The organism is Brevundimonas sp. TWP3-1-2b1 (assembly GCF_049896165.1).
In the GTDB taxonomy this organism is placed as follows: domain Bacteria; phylum Pseudomonadota; class Alphaproteobacteria; order Caulobacterales; family Caulobacteraceae; genus Brevundimonas; species Brevundimonas subvibrioides_B.
In genome coordinates this window covers 51456-70739 of the sequence record NZ_JAFCTT010000002.1, presented here as the reverse complement: position 1 = coordinate 70739, position 19284 = coordinate 51456, and the positions used below count along the sequence as shown (strand labels likewise).

Sequence of the window (19284 nt, the reverse complement as noted above, 5' to 3'; positions counted from 1 at the left end):
GGCTCGGTGACGAGCCGCCCTGTGCATTTCATCAGCGTCGCTGGATCAGAGCGTCTTGAGGTCGATGATCTGCGGCTTGTCCCCGGCCGGGGCGACCGGAGCGGCGGGCGCTTCGAAGTCGGCGGCGGCCGGAGCCTGGGCAGCCGGACGCGGAGCCGGGGCGACCGGAGCGGGCGCATCGCGGCGGCTCTGAAGCACGCGACCCTGGAAATAGGCACCGATGTCGATCGACAGCTGTTCGGCGGTGATGTCGCCGTCGACATAGGCGGTCGAGACCAGCTTGACCTGCTTGCCGTTGACCGCGCCGACGATGCGGCCGCGAACTTCAAGATAGTCGGCCGTGACATTGCCCTCGACGGCGCCGGTCTCGCCGACGATCAGACGGCCGACGCGGACGTCGCCCTTGATCGAGCCGTCGACCTGGAGATCGCCGGCGCCCGAGATATTGCCTTCGAACTGCAGTTCCGACGACAGGGTCGACAGGCCGCGGGAGGAGGCGATGGGCGAGGGGGCCGGAGCCGCGACGGGGCTGCGGCCCATGCCGGGCGACGGCAGGTCGGGAAGCGGCGGGATCGGCGGCGCGTTGGAGGAACGGTCCGGCGTGGCGGGGGCGGGGGATTTCGTCTTATTGAACAATCTGGTCTCCTGCTCGGAAGAAGCGGGCGGGGTTCTGGGGGCGGCCGTCCATCCACACTTCATAGTGCAGGTGAACGCCGGTGGAGCGTCCTGTCGTGCCCATGGCACCGATCCGCTGGCCCAGCGCAATGCGCTGGCCGGGCTGGACGGCCATGGCGTTCAAATGGGCGAAGCGGGTCTTGAAACCGCGACCATGGTCTATCTCAACGGTGTTGCCATACCCTGAACGAACGCCGGCGAAAGACACGATTCCGGGAGCGGTGGCGAAGATCGGCGTGTTCAGGGGGGCGGCGAAATCCTGGCCCTGATGAACCGCCGGGCGGCCGTTGAAGGGATCGAAACGGACGCCGAAACCCGAGGTGGTGCGGGCCTGGGTCGGCCGGTCGAACGGCAGGTGTTCGGCGGCGTCAGACAGGTTTCGCATCTCCGACAGATTGTCGGCGGCGTGGCGGATGCGGACGGCGAAGGGCTCGTCCACGTCCAGGATGGTGGCCAGGGCCTTGGGATCGCTGGCCTCGACCAGAGGTCCACCGAGGGCTGACCCGGAGGCCGCGCCGTAGGCGGCGGGGTTCAGGCCCGCGAGGCGGAAGGCGAGGCGCAGGCGTTCGGCGCGGGTCTGGGCGAAGTCGCCGGCCCGTTCGATCAGCCGCTCCTGGTCCATGCGGACTGCGACAATACGCTGGACCGGACGGGCTTCGGTGGCGCTGAGGGCCGGGGCGGGGGCCAGGGCGGCCTCGGCGCCGTCGACGCCGTGGAACATGCCCATGACGTTGGTCAGGGCCGCGTGGCGGCGCTCGACCATCCGGGCCATCTCGTCCAGGCCGCCCGTGGTGGCGGACATGCGGACGACGGCCGTCTCGAGTCGGGCCTGCAGGTCGGCGTTCAGGCGTTCGGACGCCGCGCGGGCGCGAACCACCTGGGTGTCCGCCTGGCTGCGGGCGATTATGTCGAAGACGAAGCCGCCCGAGGCGACCAGGGTCCAGGCGGCGGCGGCGCAGGCTACGCCGGCCATCATCATCTGGCGGCCGCTTGTCAGGACGTAACCGCGCGTGTCGCCGTTCGAGCGCAGATAAACATGGCGCTCGGGAAACCAACGCTCGATCAAAGAGCGTCTGACCACTCCTTGTTCTTCATCCATTTGAACACGCCCCCACGTACTGGAGGCTTTATCCGCGAACTGTTGCCTGTGGGCAATACCGTTCACGCAATGTTAACCACGTTGCCCGTTCTGGGCGACCAAAACGAATCTATTCAGGCGAAGATTCGCGTGCCGGGCGTATTCCGATAGACTGTGGAGGGCGCCGGCTAGACTTCACCGATCCGTCCGGCCTCGGATCAAACCTCTTTCGCGACGGCGAGAACCGCCTCGGCGTGGCCTTTCACCGAGACCTTGCGCCAGACCTTGCGGACCGCGCCCGCGCCGTCGATCAGGAAGGTCGCCCGCTCGATGCCCATATACTGGCGGCCGTAGAGGGTCTTTTCGACCCAGACGCCGTAGGCCTCGGTGACGGCCTCGGCCTCGTCGGATCCGAGTATGACCTTGAGATCGTGTTTGGCCTTGAACCGGTCGAGCTTCTTCACCGGGTCGCGCGAGATGCCGATGACTTGAACGCCGGCCGCCGTGAACGCGTCGATCCGGGCGGAGAAGTCGACGGCCTCGTTGGTGCAGCCGGGCGTGTCGGCCTTCGGATAGAAGAAGATGACCGTGGGGCCGGACAGGGTCGCGCGGCCGCCGCCGTCGGCGGGGATGTCGAACGCGGGGGCTTTCGAGCCTTCGAGGATTTCAGTCATCGGTTTTCCTTAATCCGTGCATCCCCGCGAAGGCGGGGACCCAGTGCTTTGGGCGCCAGGCGAGCCCTTCGCGAGCGTTGACAGCAATCCAGCGCATCGCGTCGTTGCCAAAACCTGGGTCCCCGCCTTCGCGGGGATGCACGGGAGTGGGTTAGACGGGGCGGACGAGCATGATCTTCTTCTTGCCTGCAGCCAGTTTCAGGACTGTGTCCTTCACATCCGACTCTGAGAGTAGATAGGCACCGTCTGTGATGACGACGTCGTTGAGCCGCAGCCCACCACCTTGGGCCAGCCGACGAGCTTCGCCGTTGGAAGCGGTCAGCCCAGCCTTGGTTGCGACAGCCGCAATCATTGCTCCAAAAATGTCTGAGCGAGGCAACTCGACCGTAGGCAATCCAGCCGCTGATTGGCCCTCTTCAAACGCGAGCTTCGCGGTCATCCAAGCGTCTTGCGCAGCGTCATGTCCATGCAGCATCTCGGTCGCACGGGTGGCCAGTTCGATCTTGGCGTCGTTGATCGCGGCGCCTTCCAGAGCCTCGAAGCGGGCGATCTCGTCCAGCGGCATGTCGGTGAACAGGCGCATGAAGCGGCCGACGTCGCCGTCCTCGGCGTTGCGCCAGAACTGCCAGTAGTCGTAGGGGCTCAGCTGTTCCGCGTTGAGCCAGATGGCGCCCTGGGCCGTCTTGCCCATCTTGCCGCCGGACGCGGTCGTCAGCAGGGGCGTGGTCAGGCCGAAGGCGGCCTTCTGGTCCACCCGACGCACCAGATCGACGCCCGAGACGATATTGCCCCACTGGTCCGAGCCGCCCATCTGCAGAGTCACGTTCTGGCGGCGGTTCAGCTCGAGGAAGTCCACCGACTGCATCAGCATGTAGTTGAACTCGAGGAAGGTCATCGGCTGCTCGCGCTCAAGCCGCAGCTTGACCGAGTCGAAGGCCAGCATCCGGTTGACCGTGAAATGGGTGCCGTAGTCGCGCAGGAACTCGACGTAGCCGTATTTCGACAGCCACTCGTCGTTGTCGATCATGATGGCCTCGGTCGGACCGTCGCCGAAGGTCAGGAATTTCTCGAACACCGTCTTGATGGAGGCGATGTTCGACTGAATGGTCTCGTCGGTCAGTTGCGGGCGCGAGGCGTCCTTGCCGGTCGGGTCGCCGACCTTGGTGGTGCCGCCGCCCATGATGACCACGGGCCTGCCGCCCGCCTGCTGCAGCCGGCGCAGCATCATGATCTGGATCAGGCTGCCGACGTGCAGGCTCGGCGCGGTGGCGTCGAAGCCGATATAGCCTGAGACGACGCCGGCCTTGGCTGCCGCATCCAGCTCGGCCGGATGGGTGATCTGATGGATGTATCCGCGCGCCTGAAGCGTCTGCAGGAAGTCGGACTGGAAAATCGGGTCGGTCATGGTCGGCTCCGTTAGCAGGGAGGCCGGCGCTCTGTCTCGGGTGTCGCGCCGGCAAAATGCGGCGCAGGGGTTCGCGGCCGCTCTTTAGATCAGCGGGCGGTAATACAGGCCGGGCAGGGCGCGGGTGGCGAACATGGGGGGTGTCGTAGCGCCGGGCGTTGACCGGCGTCAACCAGCCGCTATCGGTTCAGGATGCGCGCCACGCTGATCCCCTTTCCCGACGAGACCCAAGTCTATCCCGAGGCGATCTCGGTCGAGTTCGAGCGCGAGGGCGGCTTGCTGTGGCTACGGTTCATCATTGACGATAATCCGGATTTCATCGCCTGGCCCGGTGAGGCGCCGGTCGGGCGGGCCGACGAGCTGTGGAAACACACCTGTTTCGAGGCCTTCGTGACGACCGCCGACGGCTATCGCGAGTTCAACCTGTCGCCGTCCGGTCAATGGGCCAGCTACCGGTTCGACGGGTATCGTGAGGGCATGAGGCCGGCCGACGAGGTCTGCGTGGTCGAGGGGCTCGACGGCGGCTCGGACTATGTCGCCCTGGAAGGCCGGATCGAACTGCCGGTCGACGCTCGCAAGCTGGCCCTGTCAGCGGTGATCGAGACCGTCGACGGGGCCAGGACCTGGTGGGCGCTGGCCCATCCGTCCGATAAGCCTGACTTCCACCATCCCGATTCCTTCGTTCTGGACCTGCCATGAAATTCGGCATCGACCGCCTTCTCTCCGAGCCCGAACTGCAGGCCGCGCTGAAGGGCCGGCGGGTGGCGCTGGTGGCGCATCCGGCCTCGGTGACGGCGGACCTGACCCATTCGATCGACGCCCTGATTGCGGCCGGGGTGACCATCAGCGCCGCCTTCGGCCCCCAGCACGGGATGAAGGGCGACCTGCAGGACAATATGATGGAGAGCCCGGACGAGACCGATCCGGTCCACGGCTTTCCGGTGTTCAGCCTGTACGGCGAGGTGCGCAGGCCCACAGCCCAGATGATGGGCACGTTCGACGTGGTGCTGATCGACCTGCAGGACCTGGGCTGCCGCATCTACACCTTCATCACGACCCTGCTGTACGTGCTGGAGGCCGCGGCCGAACACGGCAAGGAGGTCTGGGTGCTGGACCGTCCGAACCCCGCCGGGCGGCCGGTCGAGGGCACGACCCTGGTCGCGGGCTGGGAGAGTTTCGTCGGCGCCGGGCCGATGCCGATGCGGCACGGCATGACCCTGGGCGAACTGGGTCACTGGTTCATCGATCACCTCAAACTGGACGTCGCCTATCGCGTCATCGAGATGCAGGGCTACGACCCTGAGGCGGCGCCCGGCTACGGTTGGCCGCTGGGAGAGCGGGCCTGGATCAACCCCAGCCCAAATGCCCCGAACCTGTCGATGGCGCGCGCCTATCCGGGGACGGTGATGGTCGAGGGCGCGACCCTGTCGGAAGGGCGGGGCACGACGCGGCCGCTGGAGCTGTTCGGGGCGCCCGACATCGACGCCCGGGCCGTGATCGCCGAGATGAAGGCCTTCGCGCCCGAATGGGTGAAGGGCTGTACCCTGCGCGACATGTGGTTCGAGCCGACCTTCCACAAACAGGTCGGCAAGCTGTGTTCGGGCGTTCAGATCCATGTCGAGGGCCCGCACTATGACCACGCCGCCTTCCGGCCGTGGCGGGTCCAGGCCCTGGGCTTCAAGGCGATCCGGCGGCTGTATCCTGACTACGACCTGTGGCGGGACTTCCCGTATGAATACGCGTTCGGGAAACTTCCGATCGATGTGATCAACGGCGGGCCGGGCCTGCGGGATTGGGTCGACGATGTGGACGCGACGGCGGCCGATCTGGATGCGATCGCGGAGCCGGATGAGGCGGCCTGGGTCGAGACGCGCAGGCCGTTCCTGATCTACTGACCTAGAGCCTGATCGTTTGAGACAGAAGCGCTTCGCGCTTCTGTCGAAAGCGTGAATCAGGCTCTCGCTGATATCTGGAGCAGGATTCACGGCATCAGCGGAATCGCGAAGCGATTCCTCCTCAGCCGATCCTGCTCTAGAACCGCCGCGCCACGCCCACGCCGAACTCCACGTCCGGGCTGTCGTCGTTCAGGCCGAAGTTGAGGCCGAAGTCGACCTGGCTGTCGGGCAGGAAGGCCGGGGTCCAGATGGCGATGAGGTCGGCGCTGGCCCGGGTCGTTTCGACGAGAGGATCGTCGTCGCGGCTGACCCAGACCTCGGCCCCGAGGATCCAGTCGCCGAGATCGCGATCCACGTCGACCGCGAACGAATATGCGGCGTGCGATCCTTCGCCGTCTTCGTCGCGGACGATGTCGATATAGGGCGACAGGCCGAGGCCCCAATCATTGCCCAGGTCGATCGAGACGGGGACGACGACGCCGGCCTCGATGCCGCTGGCGCGGACCTCGTCGCCGCCGGTCGGCAGGGTGGCGTATCCCATAAGGGCGACCGAGAAACCCTCGCCATCCGGCCGGATCAACCCTTGGCGGACGGCCAGGAACAGGTCGCCAGTGCCCTCGGCGACGTCCTCGACGCCCGTGACGCGGTCGGTGAACGTCTCGCGCTCGAAGGCCGTGACGCCGATCTGGAATTCCGTGGCCGGGCCGACGCCGAAGCGGGCGGTGATGGAGCCGGCCGACCAGCTGTCGATCTCGGCCGCGTCATCCCTCTGGCGCGCGCCATCGAAGGCGCCCACCTCGATCTGCACATGGCCCTGATTCAGCACGCAGCTGGCCGCGCCCTTGCCCGGCCGGTCGGCGCAGAAGGGACGCAGATCGTTCGTCTGGGCCGAGGCGGATGCGGGCGCGAGCCAGACGCCAGCCAACGCAAGCACGCCCAAGGTGAAGTTGCGGATCATGTCAGCTCCCCGAATCCCGAGCTGAACCATAGGGGCAAGCGCAGCCGCGAAGAAGCGGCCGTCAGCCGATATCAGGCCGGTTTTTCTTCCAGCCGCTTGTCCAGGTACAGGCCCACGCGGCGATCGACGGCGGGGATATGGTCCTGCCAGAAGTGGCTCGCGCCTTCTTCCAGTTCGTAGTCGATGATGATGCCCTTCTGGGTGCGCAGCTTGTTGACCACCCGCTCGACCTCGACCGGCGGCACGATGGTGTCGGCCGTGCCGTGCAGGAACAGGCCGGAGGCCGGGCAGGGGGCCAGGAAGGAGAAGTCGTACATGTTCGACGGCGGGGAGACCGAGATGAAGCCGTCCGTCTCCGGGCGGCGCATCAGCAGCTGCATGCCGATGTAGGCGCCAAACTGATAGCCGGCGACCCAGGTCTGGGTGGCGGCGGGATTGTTGGACTGCAGCCAGTCGAGCGCCGTAGCCGCATCGGCCAGTTCGCCGATCCCTGAGTCGAACTCGCCCTGGGACTTGCCGACGCCGCGCGAATTGTAGCGCAGGGTCGCGAAGCCGCGCTTCTGGAACAGCTGGTACAGGGTGACCGTCACCGGGTTGTTCATATGCCCGCCCGCCTTGGGGTGCGGGTGCAGGATCAGGGCGATGGGCGCGTTGGCGCGCTTGCCGGGGGAGTAGCGGCCCTCGATGCGACCGGAGGCGCCGGGCAGGATGACTTCAGGCATGGGGCTCTGGAATCCGATCAACTGTCATTTCGGGCCCGCCGAATACTTGACTACAGGGGTAGGACTTTCTAAGTCCCGTCTGCGTTCGGCCGCCTCGCGAAGCGGCGGGTCATAGCACAGGACCTCTGAAAAGCGCGCGATTTTTGAGGATGGGCGATGCGACTGTCGACCAAGGGACGTTACGCCGTGATGGCGATGGCCGATCTGGCCCGGCACGGCCGGTCAGAAGCCGGCGCGGGCCGCGCCGTGTCACTGGCCGAAATCGCGACCCGACAAGAGATTTCATTGAGTTATCTGGAACAGCTGTTCGCTCGACTTAGAAAAAGCGGGCTGGTGCTCAGCGTGCGCGGTCCGGGCGGCGGCTATCGTCTGGCCAAGACGGCCGGCGAAACCGTGGTGTCCGAAATCGTCCTGGCGGTCGATGAGCCGATCCGGGCGGTGCGTTGCTCGGCCCACGGCACGCCGCGCGGCTGCATGCTGGGCGGCGAACGCTGCATCACCCACAATCTTTGGGAGGATCTGGGCGACGAGATTCATCGCTATCTGGCCAGTGTTTCTCTGGAGGACGTGGTCCTGAACCGCACCAGCCGTCGGCCTGCGAGCGTGGGAGTAGCGGCATGAGCGGCGTCTATCTGGACTACAACGCTTCGGCCCTCGTCCGGCCCGAGGTGCTGGACATCATGACCGAGGCCCTGGCCGACAACGGCAACCCGTCGGCGGTCCATGCGGCCGGTCGGCGGGCGCGGGCGCGGGTCGAGACGGCGCGGGCGAAGGTCGCCGAACTGGTCGGCGCCGATCCGACGGCGGTCATCTTCACCTCCGGCGGCACCGAGGCGAACGCCCAGGCGCTGCAGAGCGCGCTGGCGGCCGGGTGCGAGCGTCTGATCGTCTGCACCACCGAACATCCCTGCGTGGTCGAGGCGGCCATGGCGTCGGGCAAGTCGGTCAAGCCGCTGCCCGTCGATGAGCGCGGCGTCATCGATCTGGTCAAGCTGGGCCAACTGCTGAACCAGACCGGCGGCCGGGCCGTGGTCGCGATCCATCATGCGAACAACGAGAGCGGCGTGATCCAGCCGATCGCCGAGGCGGCGCGTCTGGTGCGGGCGGCCAAGGGCTGGCTGCACGTCGACGCCATCCAGTCGGCAGGCAAAATCCCGGTCGATATGCGCGCCCTGGGCGCCGACAGCCTGACCCTGTCCGCGCACAAGCTGGGCGGGCCGCAGGGCGTGGGCGCCCTGATCATGCGCGAGGGCGCGGCGGCTGTCCGTATCCTGCATGGGGCCGGACAAGAGCGCGGCCTGCGCGCCGGGACCGAGAACGTGCCGGGCATCGCGGGCTTCGGCGTCGCAGCCGATTGCGCCGCGCGCGACCTGCCCATGGCCGAGGCGCATCGTCCGTGGCGCGACGCGGCCGAGACGGCCGTCGAGGCGGCCGGCGCGACCATCCTGGGCAAGGGGGCGCCGCGTCTGCCCAACACCCTGTTCCTGTCGGTCGCCGGTTGGGACAGCCCTCAGGCCCTGATCGTGCTCGATCTGGACGGTGTCATGGTCTCGGCCGGCAGCGCCTGTTCGTCGGGCAAGACCAAGCCCAGCCGCGCCATCGTCGCCATGGGCCGGATGGATCTGGCGACCGGAGGCGTGCGCGTCTCGGGCGGCTGGGGCACCACGCAAGACGATTGGTCACGCTTCGCTGCAGCGTGGACCAAGGCATACGAGACACATCGCGCGCGTCAGTCCGCCCGCGTGAAGGAAACCGCGTAAGATCATGGCCGCCGTTCAGGAAACCATCGACGCCGTCGCCGCGCTGGAGAAGTACGAGCATGGCTTCACCTCGGACATCGAAACGGAGTTCGCCCCGCGCGGGCTGAACGCCGACATCGTCCGCTTCATCTCCGAGAAGAAGGGCGAGCCGGAGTGGATGCTGGAATGGCGGCTGGCCGCCTATGAGCGCTGGCTGGCGATGGAGGAGCCGACCTGGTCGTCGGTGAAATACACGCCGGTCGATTACCAGTCGCTGTTCTACTACGCCGCCCCCAAGAAGAAGGACGGGCCTAAGTCGCTGGACGAGGTCGATCCGGAAATCCTCGAGATCTACAAGAAACTGGGCATTCCGCTGAAGGAGCAGGAGGTGCTGGCCGGCGTCGAAGGGGCTCCGCGATACGCCGTGGATGCCGTGTTCGACAGTGTCAGCGTGGTCACCACCTTCAAGGCCGAGCTGGCCAAGGTAGGGGTGATTTTCATGCCGATTTCCGAGGCCTTGCGGGAACATCCTGAACTGGTGCGGCAATATCTGGGATCGGTCGTGCCGGTGTCGGACAACTATTTCGCGGCCCTGAACAGCGCGGTCTTCTCGGACGGGTCGTTCGTCTACATCCCGCCGGGCGTGAAATGCCCGATGGAGCTGTCGACCTATTTCCGCATCAATGCGAGCCAGACGGGCCAGTTCGAACGGACCCTGATCATCGCCGACAAGGGCAGCTACTGCTCCTATCTGGAGGGCTGCACGGCCCCGATGCGCGACGAGAACCAGCTGCATGCCGCCGTGGTCGAACTGGTCGCGCTCGACGACGCCGAGATCAAATATTCGACGGTCCAGAACTGGTATCCGGGCGACGCGGAAGGGCGGGGCGGCATCTACAATTTCGTCACCAAGCGCGCCGACTGCCGGGGCGACCGGTCGAAGGTCAGCTGGACCCAGGTCGAGACCGGCTCGGCCGTGACCTGGAAATACCCGTCCTGCATCCTCAAGGGCGAGGAGAGCTCGGGCGAATTCTATTCGATCGCCATCACCAATGGACATCAGCAGGCCGACACCGGCACCAAGATGATCCACCTGGGCAAGAATTCGAAGTCGCGGATCATCGCCAAGGCGGTCTCGGCCGGGAAATCGGACTCGACCTATCGCGGCCTGGTCTCGGTGCATCCCAAGGCGACCGGGGTGCGCAATTTCACCCAGTGCGACAGCCTTCTGATCGGCGGCGACTGCGGCTCGCACACCGTGCCCTATATCGAGGCCCGCAACGGCTCGGCCCAGCTGGAGCACGAGGCGACGACCACGCGCCTGTCGGACGATCAGCTATTCTATGCCCAGCAGCGTGGCCTGTCGCAGGAGGAGGCGGTGGCCCTTCTGGTCAACGGCTTCGTCCGCGACGTCATGCAGAAGCTTCCGATGGAGTTCGCCGTCGAGGCCCAGAAGCTGGTGGCGATCTCGCTTGAGGGGAGCGTGGGATGAGGCAAGCCATGGAAACCATTTCTGTGCCGTTCGAGTCCGATGCTGCTGATCGGCTCAAGCGTGCCGCAGCCGAGATCGGCATGCCGCTCGAGGAGTTCATCGCTTCCGCGGCCGAGCAGTTCGTGACGGACATCGAGACGTCTGCCTCGACCCTGTCGTCAGAGCAAACTGCCTCCATCGAGCGAGGTTTGGCGGATGTGGCGGCGGGGCGAACCTTCAGCCATGACGACGTCTTCTCCGAGCTCAAGGCTCGCTTCAAGCGGTGAGGCTGGTCCAATGGTCAAAGGAAGCACGCGACGGGCAGCGGGATTGGCTGGATCACCTCGAGCGGCTCGATCCACGTCTGACCGATCGCGCTCTGGCGGAGAGCGAGGCGCTGTCGCGGAAGGCCGGCGCGGGTCCCTATCGCTTTCGGCCGTCGCGCTGGGAGGGTCTGAGAGAGGCCAGCCTCATTCGCTGGCACAAGATCATCGTGTTCCAGGTTCTCGCTGACGAGGTCCTGATCATCTCCTTCTACGACGCTCGTCAGGATCTGACCCGCGTTCAACCCGGTCCCGAGTCCAACTGAATGCTCTCCATCTCCAACCTCCACGTTTCCATCGGCGACAAGCCGATCCTCAAGGGGCTGACGCTCGACGTTCCCGCCGGCGAGGTGCACGCCATCATGGGGCCGAACGGCGCGGGCAAGTCGACGCTCGGCTATGCCCTGTCGGGACGGCCCGGCTATGAGGCCGTCGAGGGCTCGGTCGAATGGCGGGGCGAAAGCCTGCTCGACCTCGACCCGGCGGCGCGGGCGGCCAGGGGCGTCTTCCTGTCGTTCCAGTATCCGATCGAGATTCCGGGCGTTCCCGCCCTGACCTTCGTGCGCACGGCGCTGAATGCCCAGAAGCGGGCGCGGGGCGAAGAGGAGGTCTCGGCCCCCGCCTTCCTGAAACAGGTCAAGGCGGCGTCGGCGGCGCTGAAGATGGATTTCGACATGTTGAAGCGGCCGCTCAACGTCGGTTTCTCGGGCGGCGAGAAGAAGCGGATGGAGATCCTGCAGATGGCCCTGCTGGAGCCGTCGCTGCTGATCCTCGACGAGACCGATTCCGGCCTCGACATCGACGCCCTGCGGATCGTGTCGGAGGGGGTGAATGCCCTGCGCTCGCCCGACCGCGCCATGCTGGTCATCACCCACTATCAGCGGCTGCTCGACTATATCAAACCCGACCGGGTCCACGTTCTGGCCGCCGGTCGGATCGTGGGCTCGGGCGGGCCGGAACTGGCGCATCAGCTGGAGGCGGAAGGGTACGACAAATACCTGCCGCAGGCCGCATGAGCACCGCCGTCGATCTTCGCGATCCCTCGACCTTCCCGTCGCGGCGGGTCGAGGCGTGGAAATACACCGACCTGCACCGCGTGCTGCGCGAGACCCCGCCGCCGTCGCCGGCGGTTGAGATCGTCTCCGGCGGGCCCTTCGTCGCGCTCGGCGGCGAGGAGATCGCCTTCGCCAACGGCCGGGCGGTCGGGGCCGACGCCTTCGTCGCCTCGGGCGAACAGACGTTGCGGCTGCGGTTCGTTTCGGACGCGACCGGAACAGGGCACAGCGCCTCGGTGCGGATCGCGGTCAAGCCCGGCGCGCGGCTGACCCTGCTAGAAAGCCATGAAGGCGCCGGCGCAGGATACGTCGCCAACTATCGGATCGATCTGGATGTTCCAGCCGGTGCCGAGGTCACGCGGGTCGTTATGGTCGATGAACCGGCGGACGCCATCTCGATCGCCGTGGCCCATGTGAAGACGGCTCCCGGCTCGGTCTACCGCCAGACGACGATCGCCAGCGGCGCCAGGCTGCAGCGTCAGGAAACCCATCTGGCCCACGGCGGCGAGGCGACGGCAGTAACGCTGGACGGCCTCTACGCCCTGTCCGGCGCGCGCCACACCGACCTGACCAGTGTCGTTCGCCACAACGGCCTCAACGGCGTCACCTCCCAGCTGACCAAGGGCGTCGTGCGCGATACGGCGCGGGGCGTTTTCCAGGGCAAGATCGTGGTCGAACGCGGGGCCGACGGTACGGACGCCCGCATGGGCCACCACGCCCTGATCCTGGGCGAACGGGCCGAGGTCGACGCCAAGCCGGAACTCGAAATCTACGCCGACGATGTCCAGTGCGCCCACGGCAATACGATCGGCAATCTGGACGAAAGCGCCCTGTTCTACATGCAGTCGCGTGGCATTCCGGCGGACGAGGCGAGGGCGCTTCTGACCCAGGCCTTCCTGTTCGAGGTCGTTGACCGCATCGCCCACGAAGGCGCGAGAGAGGTGGTGAGGTCATGGCTGACGGCTCGACTTTGAATCCTCCCCCCTTGGGGGAGGTGGCTCCGAAGCGTAGCGGAGGAGACGGAGGGGGCCTGCCCCAGACACTGTCTTCGCGGCTGACCCCCTCCGTCACGGCGCAAGCGCGCCGCGACACCTCCCCCAATGGGGGAGGACTGTTCGATCCCTACGCCGCCCGGGCCCAGTTCCCGATCCTGTCGCGGACGGTGAACGGCAAGCCGCTGGTCTATCTGGACTCGGCCGCCTCGGCGCATAAGCCGCGGGCGGTGATCGACGCCCTGACGGCGGCGATGGAGGGGAGCTATTCCAACGTCCACCGCGGCCTGCACACTCTGGCCAACGAGACGACCGAGGCGTTCGAGCAGGCGCGCGAGACCGTCGCCCGGTTCCTGAATGCCGAGACCCCCGACCAGATCGTCTGGACCAAGGGCGGCACCGAGGCCTTCAACCTGGTCGCGGCGGGGCTGGCGCAGAGCCTGAAGCCCGGCGACGAGATCGTCACCACCCAGATGGAGCACCACGCCAACATCGTGCCCTGGTCGATGCTGCGGGACCGGTTGGGCATCGTGCTGAAATGGGCGCCGGTGCTGGACGACGGTTCGCTGGACATGGCGGGTCTGGCGGCGCTGATCGGGCCGAGGACGAAGCTGGTCGCCGTGACCCAGATGTCCAACGTGCTGGGCACGGTGAACGACGTGAAGGCTGTCGCCGACCTGGCCCATGCGGCGGGCGCCCTGGTGCTGGTCGATGGCTGCCAGGGCGCGGTCCACTGCAGTCCCGACGTCCAGGCGCTCGACTGCGACTTCTACATCTTCACCGGCCACAAGCTGTACGGCCCGACCGGTATCGGCGGGCTGTACGGCAAGCGCGCCGCTCTGGAGGCCCTGCCGCCGTATCAGGGCGGGGGCGAGATGATCGCCACCGTCACCGAGGACGCGGTGACCTATGCCGGCATTCCGCACCGGTTCGAGGCGGGCACCCCGCCGATCCTCGAGGTCATCGGTCTGGGAGCCGCGCTGGAGTGGTTCATGACCTTCGACCGCGCGGCGATCGCCGCTCATGAACAGGCGCTGTACGACCATGTCGTCGCCCGCCTGTCCGGCCTGGACTGGCTGCGGATCATCGGCGAAGCGCCGGGCAAGGGCGCCATCCTGACCTTCACGGTCGAAGGGGCGCACGCCCACGACGTGGCCCAGATCCTGGATCGGTACGGCGTCGCGGTGCGGGCCGGTGTGCATTGCGCCGAGCCGCTGTCGAAGCGATTTGGCATCACGTCGAGCGCGCGGGCCAGCTTCGCCCTATATAACACCACAGAGGATGCAGATGCCTTCGTGGACGCGCTGATCAAGGCGCGGGAGTTCTTTTTGTGAGCGAGATGGACGGACAGATCAGCAGCAGCGACGCCTTCGCCGAGACCTGGGCGGAGCCGCAGAAAGCCGCCCTGCCTCAGGCCGAACTGGATTGGCTGACCGATGCGCTGATCGCAGCGCTGAAGACGGTCTATGACCCGGAAATCCCGGTCGACATCTATGAGCTGGGCCTGATCTACAAGGTCGACCTGTCGGACGACCGCGACGTGTTGATCGACATGACCCTGACGGCGCCCGGCTGCCCGGTGGCCGGGGAGATGCCCGGCTGGATCGAGGACGCGGTGATGAAGGTCGAGGGCATCAAGTCGGCGCGCGCCAACCTGGTGTTCGACCCGCCGTGGGATTCTTCCAAGATGAGCGATGAGGCCAAGCTGGCCTTGAACATGTTCTGAGGTGACGCGATGACCGACTTCGAGACATCGTCATCCTCCGGCCTGACCGGGGGACGCCCCCGCCGCCCACGCCCCAAGGTCGTGACCCTGACCGCCGCCGCCGCAGAGCGGGTGCGCGAGATCATGGCCAATGCGGAGAAGGCCTATGTCGGGCTGCGCGTCGGTGTGAAGAACGGCGGCTGCGCGGGTCAGGAATACACCTTCGCCTATGCCGATCAGATCAGCCCCCTCGAGGAGGTGGTCGAGGACAAGGGCGTCACCATTCTGGTTGAGCCCAAGGCGATCCTGTTCCTGATCGGGTCCGAGATCGACTACGAGGCGACCAGGCTGGCGTCCAAGTTCGTGTTCCGCAATCCGAACCAGACCGACGCCTGCGGCTGCGGCGAGAGCGTCACCATCATCCCGGCCGCGGCGCTCGAGACCGACTGACATGATCCGGCTTGAAGGCGTGACCAAGCGCTATCGCAGCGCGGCGGGTGTGCGCGTGGCGCTGGACGCCGTCGATCTGTCTGTCGCCAGGGGGCAGGTGTTCGGGGTGGTCGGCCGTTCTGGCGCCGGCAAGTCGACCCTGATCCGCACGATCAACCGGCTGGAGACCCCGGACGCGGGCAAGGTGTTCGTCGGCGATCAGGAGATCACGGCGATGAAGCTAGGCGAGCTGCGCGCCGCGCGCCGGCGCATCGGCATGATCTTCCAGCATTTCAACCTGCTGAACGCCAAAACCATCGCCGAGAACGTCGCCTTTCCACTTCAGCTCGAAGGCCGTCCAGCGACCGAGATCGAACGGCGGACGGCGGAACTTCTGGACCAGCTCGGCCTGACGGAGCACGCGAAGAAACATCCCGCCCAGCTGTCCGGCGGCCAGAAGCAGCGCGTCGGCATCGCCCGCGCCCTGGCCTGCGGACCCGACGTCCTGCTGTGCGACGAGGCGACCAGCGCGCTCGACCCGGAGACGACCGACGAGATCCTCGGCCTGCTCGACGGGCTCAACCGCGACCTCGGCCTGACCATCGTCCTGATCACCCACCAGATGGAGGTGGTGCGTCGCGTCTGCGACCGGGTCGCCGTGCTCAAGGACGGGCGGCTGGTGGAGGAGGGGGCGACGGCCGATGTCTTCCTGCACCCGAAGTCGCCGGTGACCCGCGCCATGCTGGCCGAGGGCGAGGGCGGCGAGACCTATGAGGCCTCGGTCGTTCCCGCCGGCGGGCGGCTGGCCAGACTGACCTTCCGGGGCGGTTCGACCTACGAGCCCGAACTCAGCCGCGTCGCGCGAACGACGGGGGTCGACTATTCGATCCTTTCCGGCCGCATCAGCCGCATCCGGGGCGAACCCTATGGCCAGATGGTCGTGGCCTTCACGGGGGGCGACGCGGACGCCGCGGTGGCCCAGCTCACCGGGCGCGGCGTCGTGGTGGAGGCGTTGTGATGGAGTTCTTCGTCAATATCGACTGGCCCGAAATCCTGCGGGCGACGCGCGACACCCTGCTGATGCTGGGCGGGGCCATGGTGCTGACCGTGGTGTTCGGCGTGCCGCTGGGCGTGCTGCTCTTCCTGTCCGGCAAGGGACGGCTGGCGGCCAATCCGGTGCTGAACGGCCTGCTGTCGCTCGTGGTCAATATCCTGAGGTCGGTGCCCTTCATCATCCTGCTGATCGTCATGCTGCCGGTGACGGTGCTGCTGGTCGGGACGTCGCTGGGCGTCGCGGGCGCCATCCCGCCGTTGGTCGTCGGGGCGGCGCCCTTCTATGCGCGCTTGGTCGAGACGGCCCTGCGCGAGGTCGACAAGGGCGTGGTCGAGGCGACCCAGGCCATGGGCGGTTCGACCTTCCAGATCGTGACCCGCGCCCTGCTGCCCGAGGCCATGCCCGGCATCATCGCGGGCGCCACGGTCACGGCGATCGCGCTCGTCAGCTATACGGCCATGGCCGGCGTCGTCGGCGCCGGAGGGCTCGGAGACCTGGCGATCCGGTTCGGCTATCAGCGCTTCCAGACCGATGTCATGGTGGTGACCGTAGTTCTGCTGCTGGTGCTCGTACAAATTCTGCAGATGATCGGCGACCGTCTGGTCGCTAGGGTCTCGCACCGCTGATTTTGATGACCTGAGAGCTCCCATGCTTCGACGCACCCTGATCCTCGCCGCCGCCGCCCTGGCTCTCACCGCTTGCGGGCAGGGAGCCGAGAAGGCCGCAGACGGCTCGGCGCCGCTGATCGTGGGGGCGACGGCCGTGCCTCACGCCGAGATCCTCGAATTCATCAAGCCGACGTTGGCGGCCGAAGGGTTCCCGATCGAGATCAAGGTGTTCAACGACTATGTTCAGCCCAATACCCAGCTGGCCGAGCGTCGCATCGACGCCAACTATTTCCAGACCAAGCCCTATCTCGACGAGTTCAACGCCGCCCGGGATGCGGATCTGATCACCGTGGCGGGCGTGCATGTCGAGCCGCTTGGAGCCTATTCGCGCCGCTTCAAGACGCTGGCCGAACTGCCGAACGGGGCCGATGTGGCGGTCCCGAACGATGCGTCTTCGATCGGGCGCGCCCTGATCCTTCTGCAGACGGCGGGGCTGATCCGCCTGAAAGACCCGACCAACCCGCTTCAGAGCGTGCGGGACATCGCCGAAAATCCAAGGGCCCTGCGCTTCCGCGAGCTTGAATCGGCGACCCTGCCGCGCGTGCTGGACCAGGTCGATCTGGCGGTGATCAACACCAACTATGCGCTCGACGCCGGCCTGAAGCCGAAGACCGACGCCCTGGCGCTGGAGGGCGGCGACAGCCCCTATGTGAACTATCTGGTCGCCCGGCCGGACAATCAGAACGACCCGCGCATCCAGGCCCTGGCGCGGGCCCTGCGCAGCCAGGCGGTCAAGGATTTCATCGCCCGGAAGTACGACGGCGCGGTTGTGCCGGCGGCTTGACGAGCTCTCTGAGTTGAGGTCATCATCACCTGATGAGACCGCATGCTCACAGTCTGGCGTCGCACCCCTCCCTCGGCGCTCGCGCGCTCCGGGCTGTCGTGACCGGGATTCTCATCGCCGGCCTGATCGCCCTGTTTCACTGGATCAGAAAAGACGGTGAGACCTCCGCCCTGACCTTCGCCGCGAGCGCGCTGGCCGCCGCCATGGCGACCTTCGTCCTGGACTTCCTTCCGCGTGCTCGCTCGAGGCGTCTGTCGGTGGCAGGCATGAGCCTGGCGACAGCGTGCGTCGGCGCGCTCGCGTTCACCGCTAACGGCTTGTTCGGCGGCGCCGACTGGACGCCGATTCAATGGATATCGGCCGTCGCAGTGGGCGCGGCCTGCGGCGCGGGCATTGGAGCCCTGATTGGCTGGCTCGACCGTCTCCTCCGCCGGCGAGACTCGATCGCGGCCTGACCGGATGGCCTACGACCCCGACTTCGGCGAATGGATGCGGGAGCATTTTGCGGCCCTGGGCCAGATCGAGATCAAGCGGATGTTCGGCGCGGGCGCCGTCTATGCCCACGGCCTGATCTTCGCCCTGCTGGACGACGGGACGGTCTGGCTCAAGGCCGACGAGATCAACGAACCGCTGTTGCAGGCGGCCGGATCGCGCCAGTTCACCTATCCGACCAAGGGCGGTGAAACGATGAGCATGGCCTACTGGTCGCTGCCCGAGACGGCGCTCGACGACCCGGACGAGGCCGTCGACTGGGCGCGCCGGTCGATCGACGCGGCGCTGCGCAAGGCGGCGGCGAAGAAGCCGCGCAAGCCCAAGGCTAAGCCTTAGAGGGCGCCCTGGCCCGGGCCGCTTCATCGGGCGCGAGCACGCGGACGTTCGGCACGACAGGACCGCCGCGCGCCTCGGCGATCAGTTCGGCGGTGCGACTCTCGACCACGGCTTCGAGCCGGGCGAGGAACTCCTCCTTGCCGAGGCCGGTCGGGATCGGATCGAGGAACTCCAACGTCGCCACGCCCGGATGTTTCGCATAGGCCTCCTGCGGCCAGAACAGGCCGAGGTTGGAGGCCAGCGGCACGACCGGCATGTTGAAGTCGCGGTACATGTGCCAGACGCCCGAGCGATAGCGGAATTTCTCGCCGACCCTGGCCAGATTGCCCTCGGGGTAGATCAGGATCTTGCGGCCCTCGGCATGGGCGGTCGCGCCGCTCTGCTTGAGCGAATCGCGGGCTTCGCGGCCGCCGCAGTTGTTGACGACGATGGCGCCGAGCTTGCGCAGCACGGTCCCCAGCAGCGGGAATTTCTCCAGATGGTCGCCGGTGACGAAGGCAAGATCATCGAACTGGTCATAGGTGGCGAAGCCGTCGCCCCAGCTCTGGTGCTTTGAGGCGATGATGAAGGCGCCGCTGGGCAGACGTTCGCGGCCGCGCACCTCGATGCGGATGCCGGCGAAGATCCGCATGGCCTGAACCATGCGCTTCACATAGTGGCGGATGACCCAGGTGGTGGCGTCCCGGCCGGGCGCCAACGCAGCGAAGGCGGCGGTCAGCCCGTAGCCGATCGACAGAAACCAGTAGGCGACATTGAACGCAAAACTTCGCATCCGGTCAGCCTAGCAGAGTGTGTTGATCAGGTTCACCAGATTGGCGCCCGACCTTGA

At 66.8% G+C, this 19284-nt stretch carries 24 protein-coding genes; 17 read left to right on the top strand and 7 right to left on the bottom strand.

Annotated features, from left to right (window positions below; genetic code table 11):
* Positions 1-45: 45 nt before the first annotated feature.
* The 4 genes from ACP7AB_RS02130 to tyrS all read right to left on the bottom strand — a co-directional run bounded on the left by ACP7AB_RS02130 (position 46) and on the right by tyrS (position 3832).
* Complete coding sequence (locus tag ACP7AB_RS02130) at positions 46-636, bottom strand: bactofilin family protein (protein WP_425987263.1); 591 nt, start codon at positions 634-636, stop codon at positions 46-48.
* Positions 626-1774, bottom strand: a complete 1149-nt coding sequence (locus ACP7AB_RS02125) for a peptidoglycan DD-metalloendopeptidase family protein (RefSeq protein WP_425987261.1) — start codon at positions 1772-1774, stop codon at positions 626-628. Before ACP7AB_RS02125 ends, ACP7AB_RS02130 begins: the two co-directional genes overlap by 11 nt.
* 197 nt (positions 1775-1971) lie before the next feature.
* Positions 1972-2427, bottom strand: a complete 456-nt coding sequence (locus tag ACP7AB_RS02120; RefSeq protein ID WP_425987259.1) for a peroxiredoxin — start codon at positions 2425-2427, stop codon at positions 1972-1974.
* A gap of 151 nt (positions 2428-2578) precedes the next feature.
* A complete protein-coding gene (gene tyrS, locus ACP7AB_RS02115; RefSeq protein WP_425987257.1) occupies positions 2579-3832 on the bottom strand; it encodes a tyrosine--tRNA ligase in 1254 nt (417 codons plus the stop codon).
* Positions 3833-4024: 192 nt separating this feature from the next.
* Between tyrS and ACP7AB_RS02110 the strand changes: the two genes are divergently transcribed.
* Together ACP7AB_RS02110 and ACP7AB_RS02105 are read left to right on the top strand one after the other, a co-directional pair.
* Positions 4025-4531 (top strand): DOMON-like domain-containing protein, encoded by a 507-nt coding sequence (locus ACP7AB_RS02110; protein WP_425987255.1) that lies wholly within the window; start codon positions 4025-4027, stop codon positions 4529-4531.
* Positions 4528-5727: an exo-beta-N-acetylmuramidase NamZ family protein gene (locus ACP7AB_RS02105; RefSeq protein ID WP_425987253.1), complete on the top strand. Its 1200-nt coding sequence runs from the start codon at positions 4528-4530 to the stop codon at positions 5725-5727. The genes ACP7AB_RS02110 and ACP7AB_RS02105 overlap by 4 nt, the downstream gene beginning before the upstream one ends.
* Positions 5728-5863: 136 nt before the next feature.
* Here the strand turns inward: ACP7AB_RS02105 and ACP7AB_RS02100 are convergent, their stop codons facing one another.
* Complete coding sequence (locus ACP7AB_RS02100; protein ID WP_425987251.1) at positions 5864-6685, bottom strand: transporter; 822 nt, start codon at positions 6683-6685, stop codon at positions 5864-5866.
* Between the two features lie 71 nt (positions 6686-6756).
* Positions 6757-7407 (bottom strand): alpha/beta hydrolase, encoded by a 651-nt coding sequence (locus ACP7AB_RS02095; RefSeq protein ID WP_303695578.1) that lies wholly within the window; start codon positions 7405-7407, stop codon positions 6757-6759.
* Between the two features lie 156 nt (positions 7408-7563).
* Between ACP7AB_RS02095 and ACP7AB_RS02090 the strand changes: the two genes are divergently transcribed.
* From ACP7AB_RS02090 to ACP7AB_RS02020, 15 genes are all read left to right on the top strand, one after another.
* A complete protein-coding gene (locus ACP7AB_RS02090; protein ID WP_425987249.1) occupies positions 7564-8028 on the top strand; it encodes an Rrf2 family transcriptional regulator in 465 nt (154 codons plus the stop codon).
* Complete coding sequence (locus ACP7AB_RS02085; protein WP_425987248.1) at positions 8025-9167, top strand: cysteine desulfurase family protein; 1143 nt, start codon at positions 8025-8027, stop codon at positions 9165-9167. The genes ACP7AB_RS02090 and ACP7AB_RS02085 overlap by 4 nt, the downstream gene beginning before the upstream one ends.
* A 4-nt stretch (positions 9168-9171) precedes the next feature.
* The gene (sufB, locus tag ACP7AB_RS02080) at positions 9172-10638 is read left to right on the top strand and encodes a Fe-S cluster assembly protein SufB (RefSeq protein ID WP_425987246.1); all 1467 of its coding nucleotides are present in this window, start codon (positions 9172-9174) and stop codon (positions 10636-10638) included.
* Entirely contained in the window at positions 10635-10904 is a 270-nt protein-coding gene (locus tag ACP7AB_RS02075; protein ID WP_425987244.1) for a hypothetical protein, read from the top strand. Before sufB ends, ACP7AB_RS02075 begins: the two co-directional genes overlap by 4 nt.
* Positions 10901-11206, top strand: a complete 306-nt coding sequence (locus tag ACP7AB_RS02070) for a hypothetical protein (RefSeq protein WP_425987242.1) — start codon at positions 10901-10903, stop codon at positions 11204-11206. Before ACP7AB_RS02075 ends, ACP7AB_RS02070 begins: the two co-directional genes overlap by 4 nt.
* On the top strand, positions 11207-11956 hold the full coding sequence (gene sufC, locus ACP7AB_RS02065; protein WP_425987240.1) for a Fe-S cluster assembly ATPase SufC: 750 nt from the start codon (positions 11207-11209) through the stop codon (positions 11954-11956).
* Positions 11953-12969 (top strand): Fe-S cluster assembly protein SufD, encoded by a 1017-nt coding sequence (gene sufD / locus ACP7AB_RS02060; protein WP_425987238.1) that lies wholly within the window; start codon positions 11953-11955, stop codon positions 12967-12969. Before sufC ends, sufD begins: the two co-directional genes overlap by 4 nt.
* Positions 12970-13106: 137 nt before the next feature.
* On the top strand, positions 13107-14321 hold the full coding sequence (locus ACP7AB_RS02055; protein ID WP_425987619.1) for an aminotransferase class V-fold PLP-dependent enzyme: 1215 nt from the start codon (positions 13107-13109) through the stop codon (positions 14319-14321).
* 5 nt (positions 14322-14326) lie between these two features.
* Entirely contained in the window at positions 14327-14713 is a 387-nt protein-coding gene (locus tag ACP7AB_RS02050; RefSeq protein ID WP_425987616.1) for an SUF system Fe-S cluster assembly protein, read from the top strand.
* A 9-nt stretch (positions 14714-14722) separates the two neighbouring features.
* The gene (locus ACP7AB_RS02045) at positions 14723-15142 is read left to right on the top strand and encodes a HesB/IscA family protein (protein ID WP_425987237.1); all 420 of its coding nucleotides are present in this window, start codon (positions 14723-14725) and stop codon (positions 15140-15142) included.
* Position 15143: 1 nt separating this feature from the next.
* Positions 15144-16139 carry a methionine ABC transporter ATP-binding protein gene (locus ACP7AB_RS02040; protein ID WP_425987235.1) on the top strand — a complete coding sequence of 332 codons (996 nt, stop codon included), beginning with the start codon at positions 15144-15146 and terminating at the stop codon, positions 16137-16139.
* On the top strand, positions 16139-16801 hold the full coding sequence (locus tag ACP7AB_RS02035; RefSeq protein ID WP_425987234.1) for a methionine ABC transporter permease: 663 nt from the start codon (positions 16139-16141) through the stop codon (positions 16799-16801). Before ACP7AB_RS02040 ends, ACP7AB_RS02035 begins: the two co-directional genes overlap by 1 nt.
* 22 nt (positions 16802-16823) lie before the next feature.
* Positions 16824-17627, top strand: coding sequence for a MetQ/NlpA family ABC transporter substrate-binding protein (locus tag ACP7AB_RS02030; protein WP_425987233.1), 804 nt, complete (start codon positions 16824-16826; stop codon positions 17625-17627).
* Positions 17628-17725: 98 nt separating this feature from the next.
* Positions 17726-18082, top strand: a complete 357-nt coding sequence (locus ACP7AB_RS02025) for a hypothetical protein (protein WP_425987231.1) — start codon at positions 17726-17728, stop codon at positions 18080-18082.
* Positions 18033-18455, top strand: coding sequence for a TfoX/Sxy family protein (locus ACP7AB_RS02020; RefSeq protein ID WP_426046083.1), 423 nt, complete (start codon positions 18033-18035; stop codon positions 18453-18455). The genes ACP7AB_RS02025 and ACP7AB_RS02020 overlap by 50 nt, the downstream gene beginning before the upstream one ends.
* Here ACP7AB_RS02020 and ACP7AB_RS02015 read toward each other — a convergent pair.
* A complete protein-coding gene (locus ACP7AB_RS02015; protein WP_425987228.1) occupies positions 18445-19227 on the bottom strand; it encodes a lysophospholipid acyltransferase family protein in 783 nt (260 codons plus the stop codon). The genes ACP7AB_RS02020 and ACP7AB_RS02015 overlap by 11 nt on opposite strands.
* Between the last annotated feature and the right edge of the window lie 57 nt (positions 19228-19284).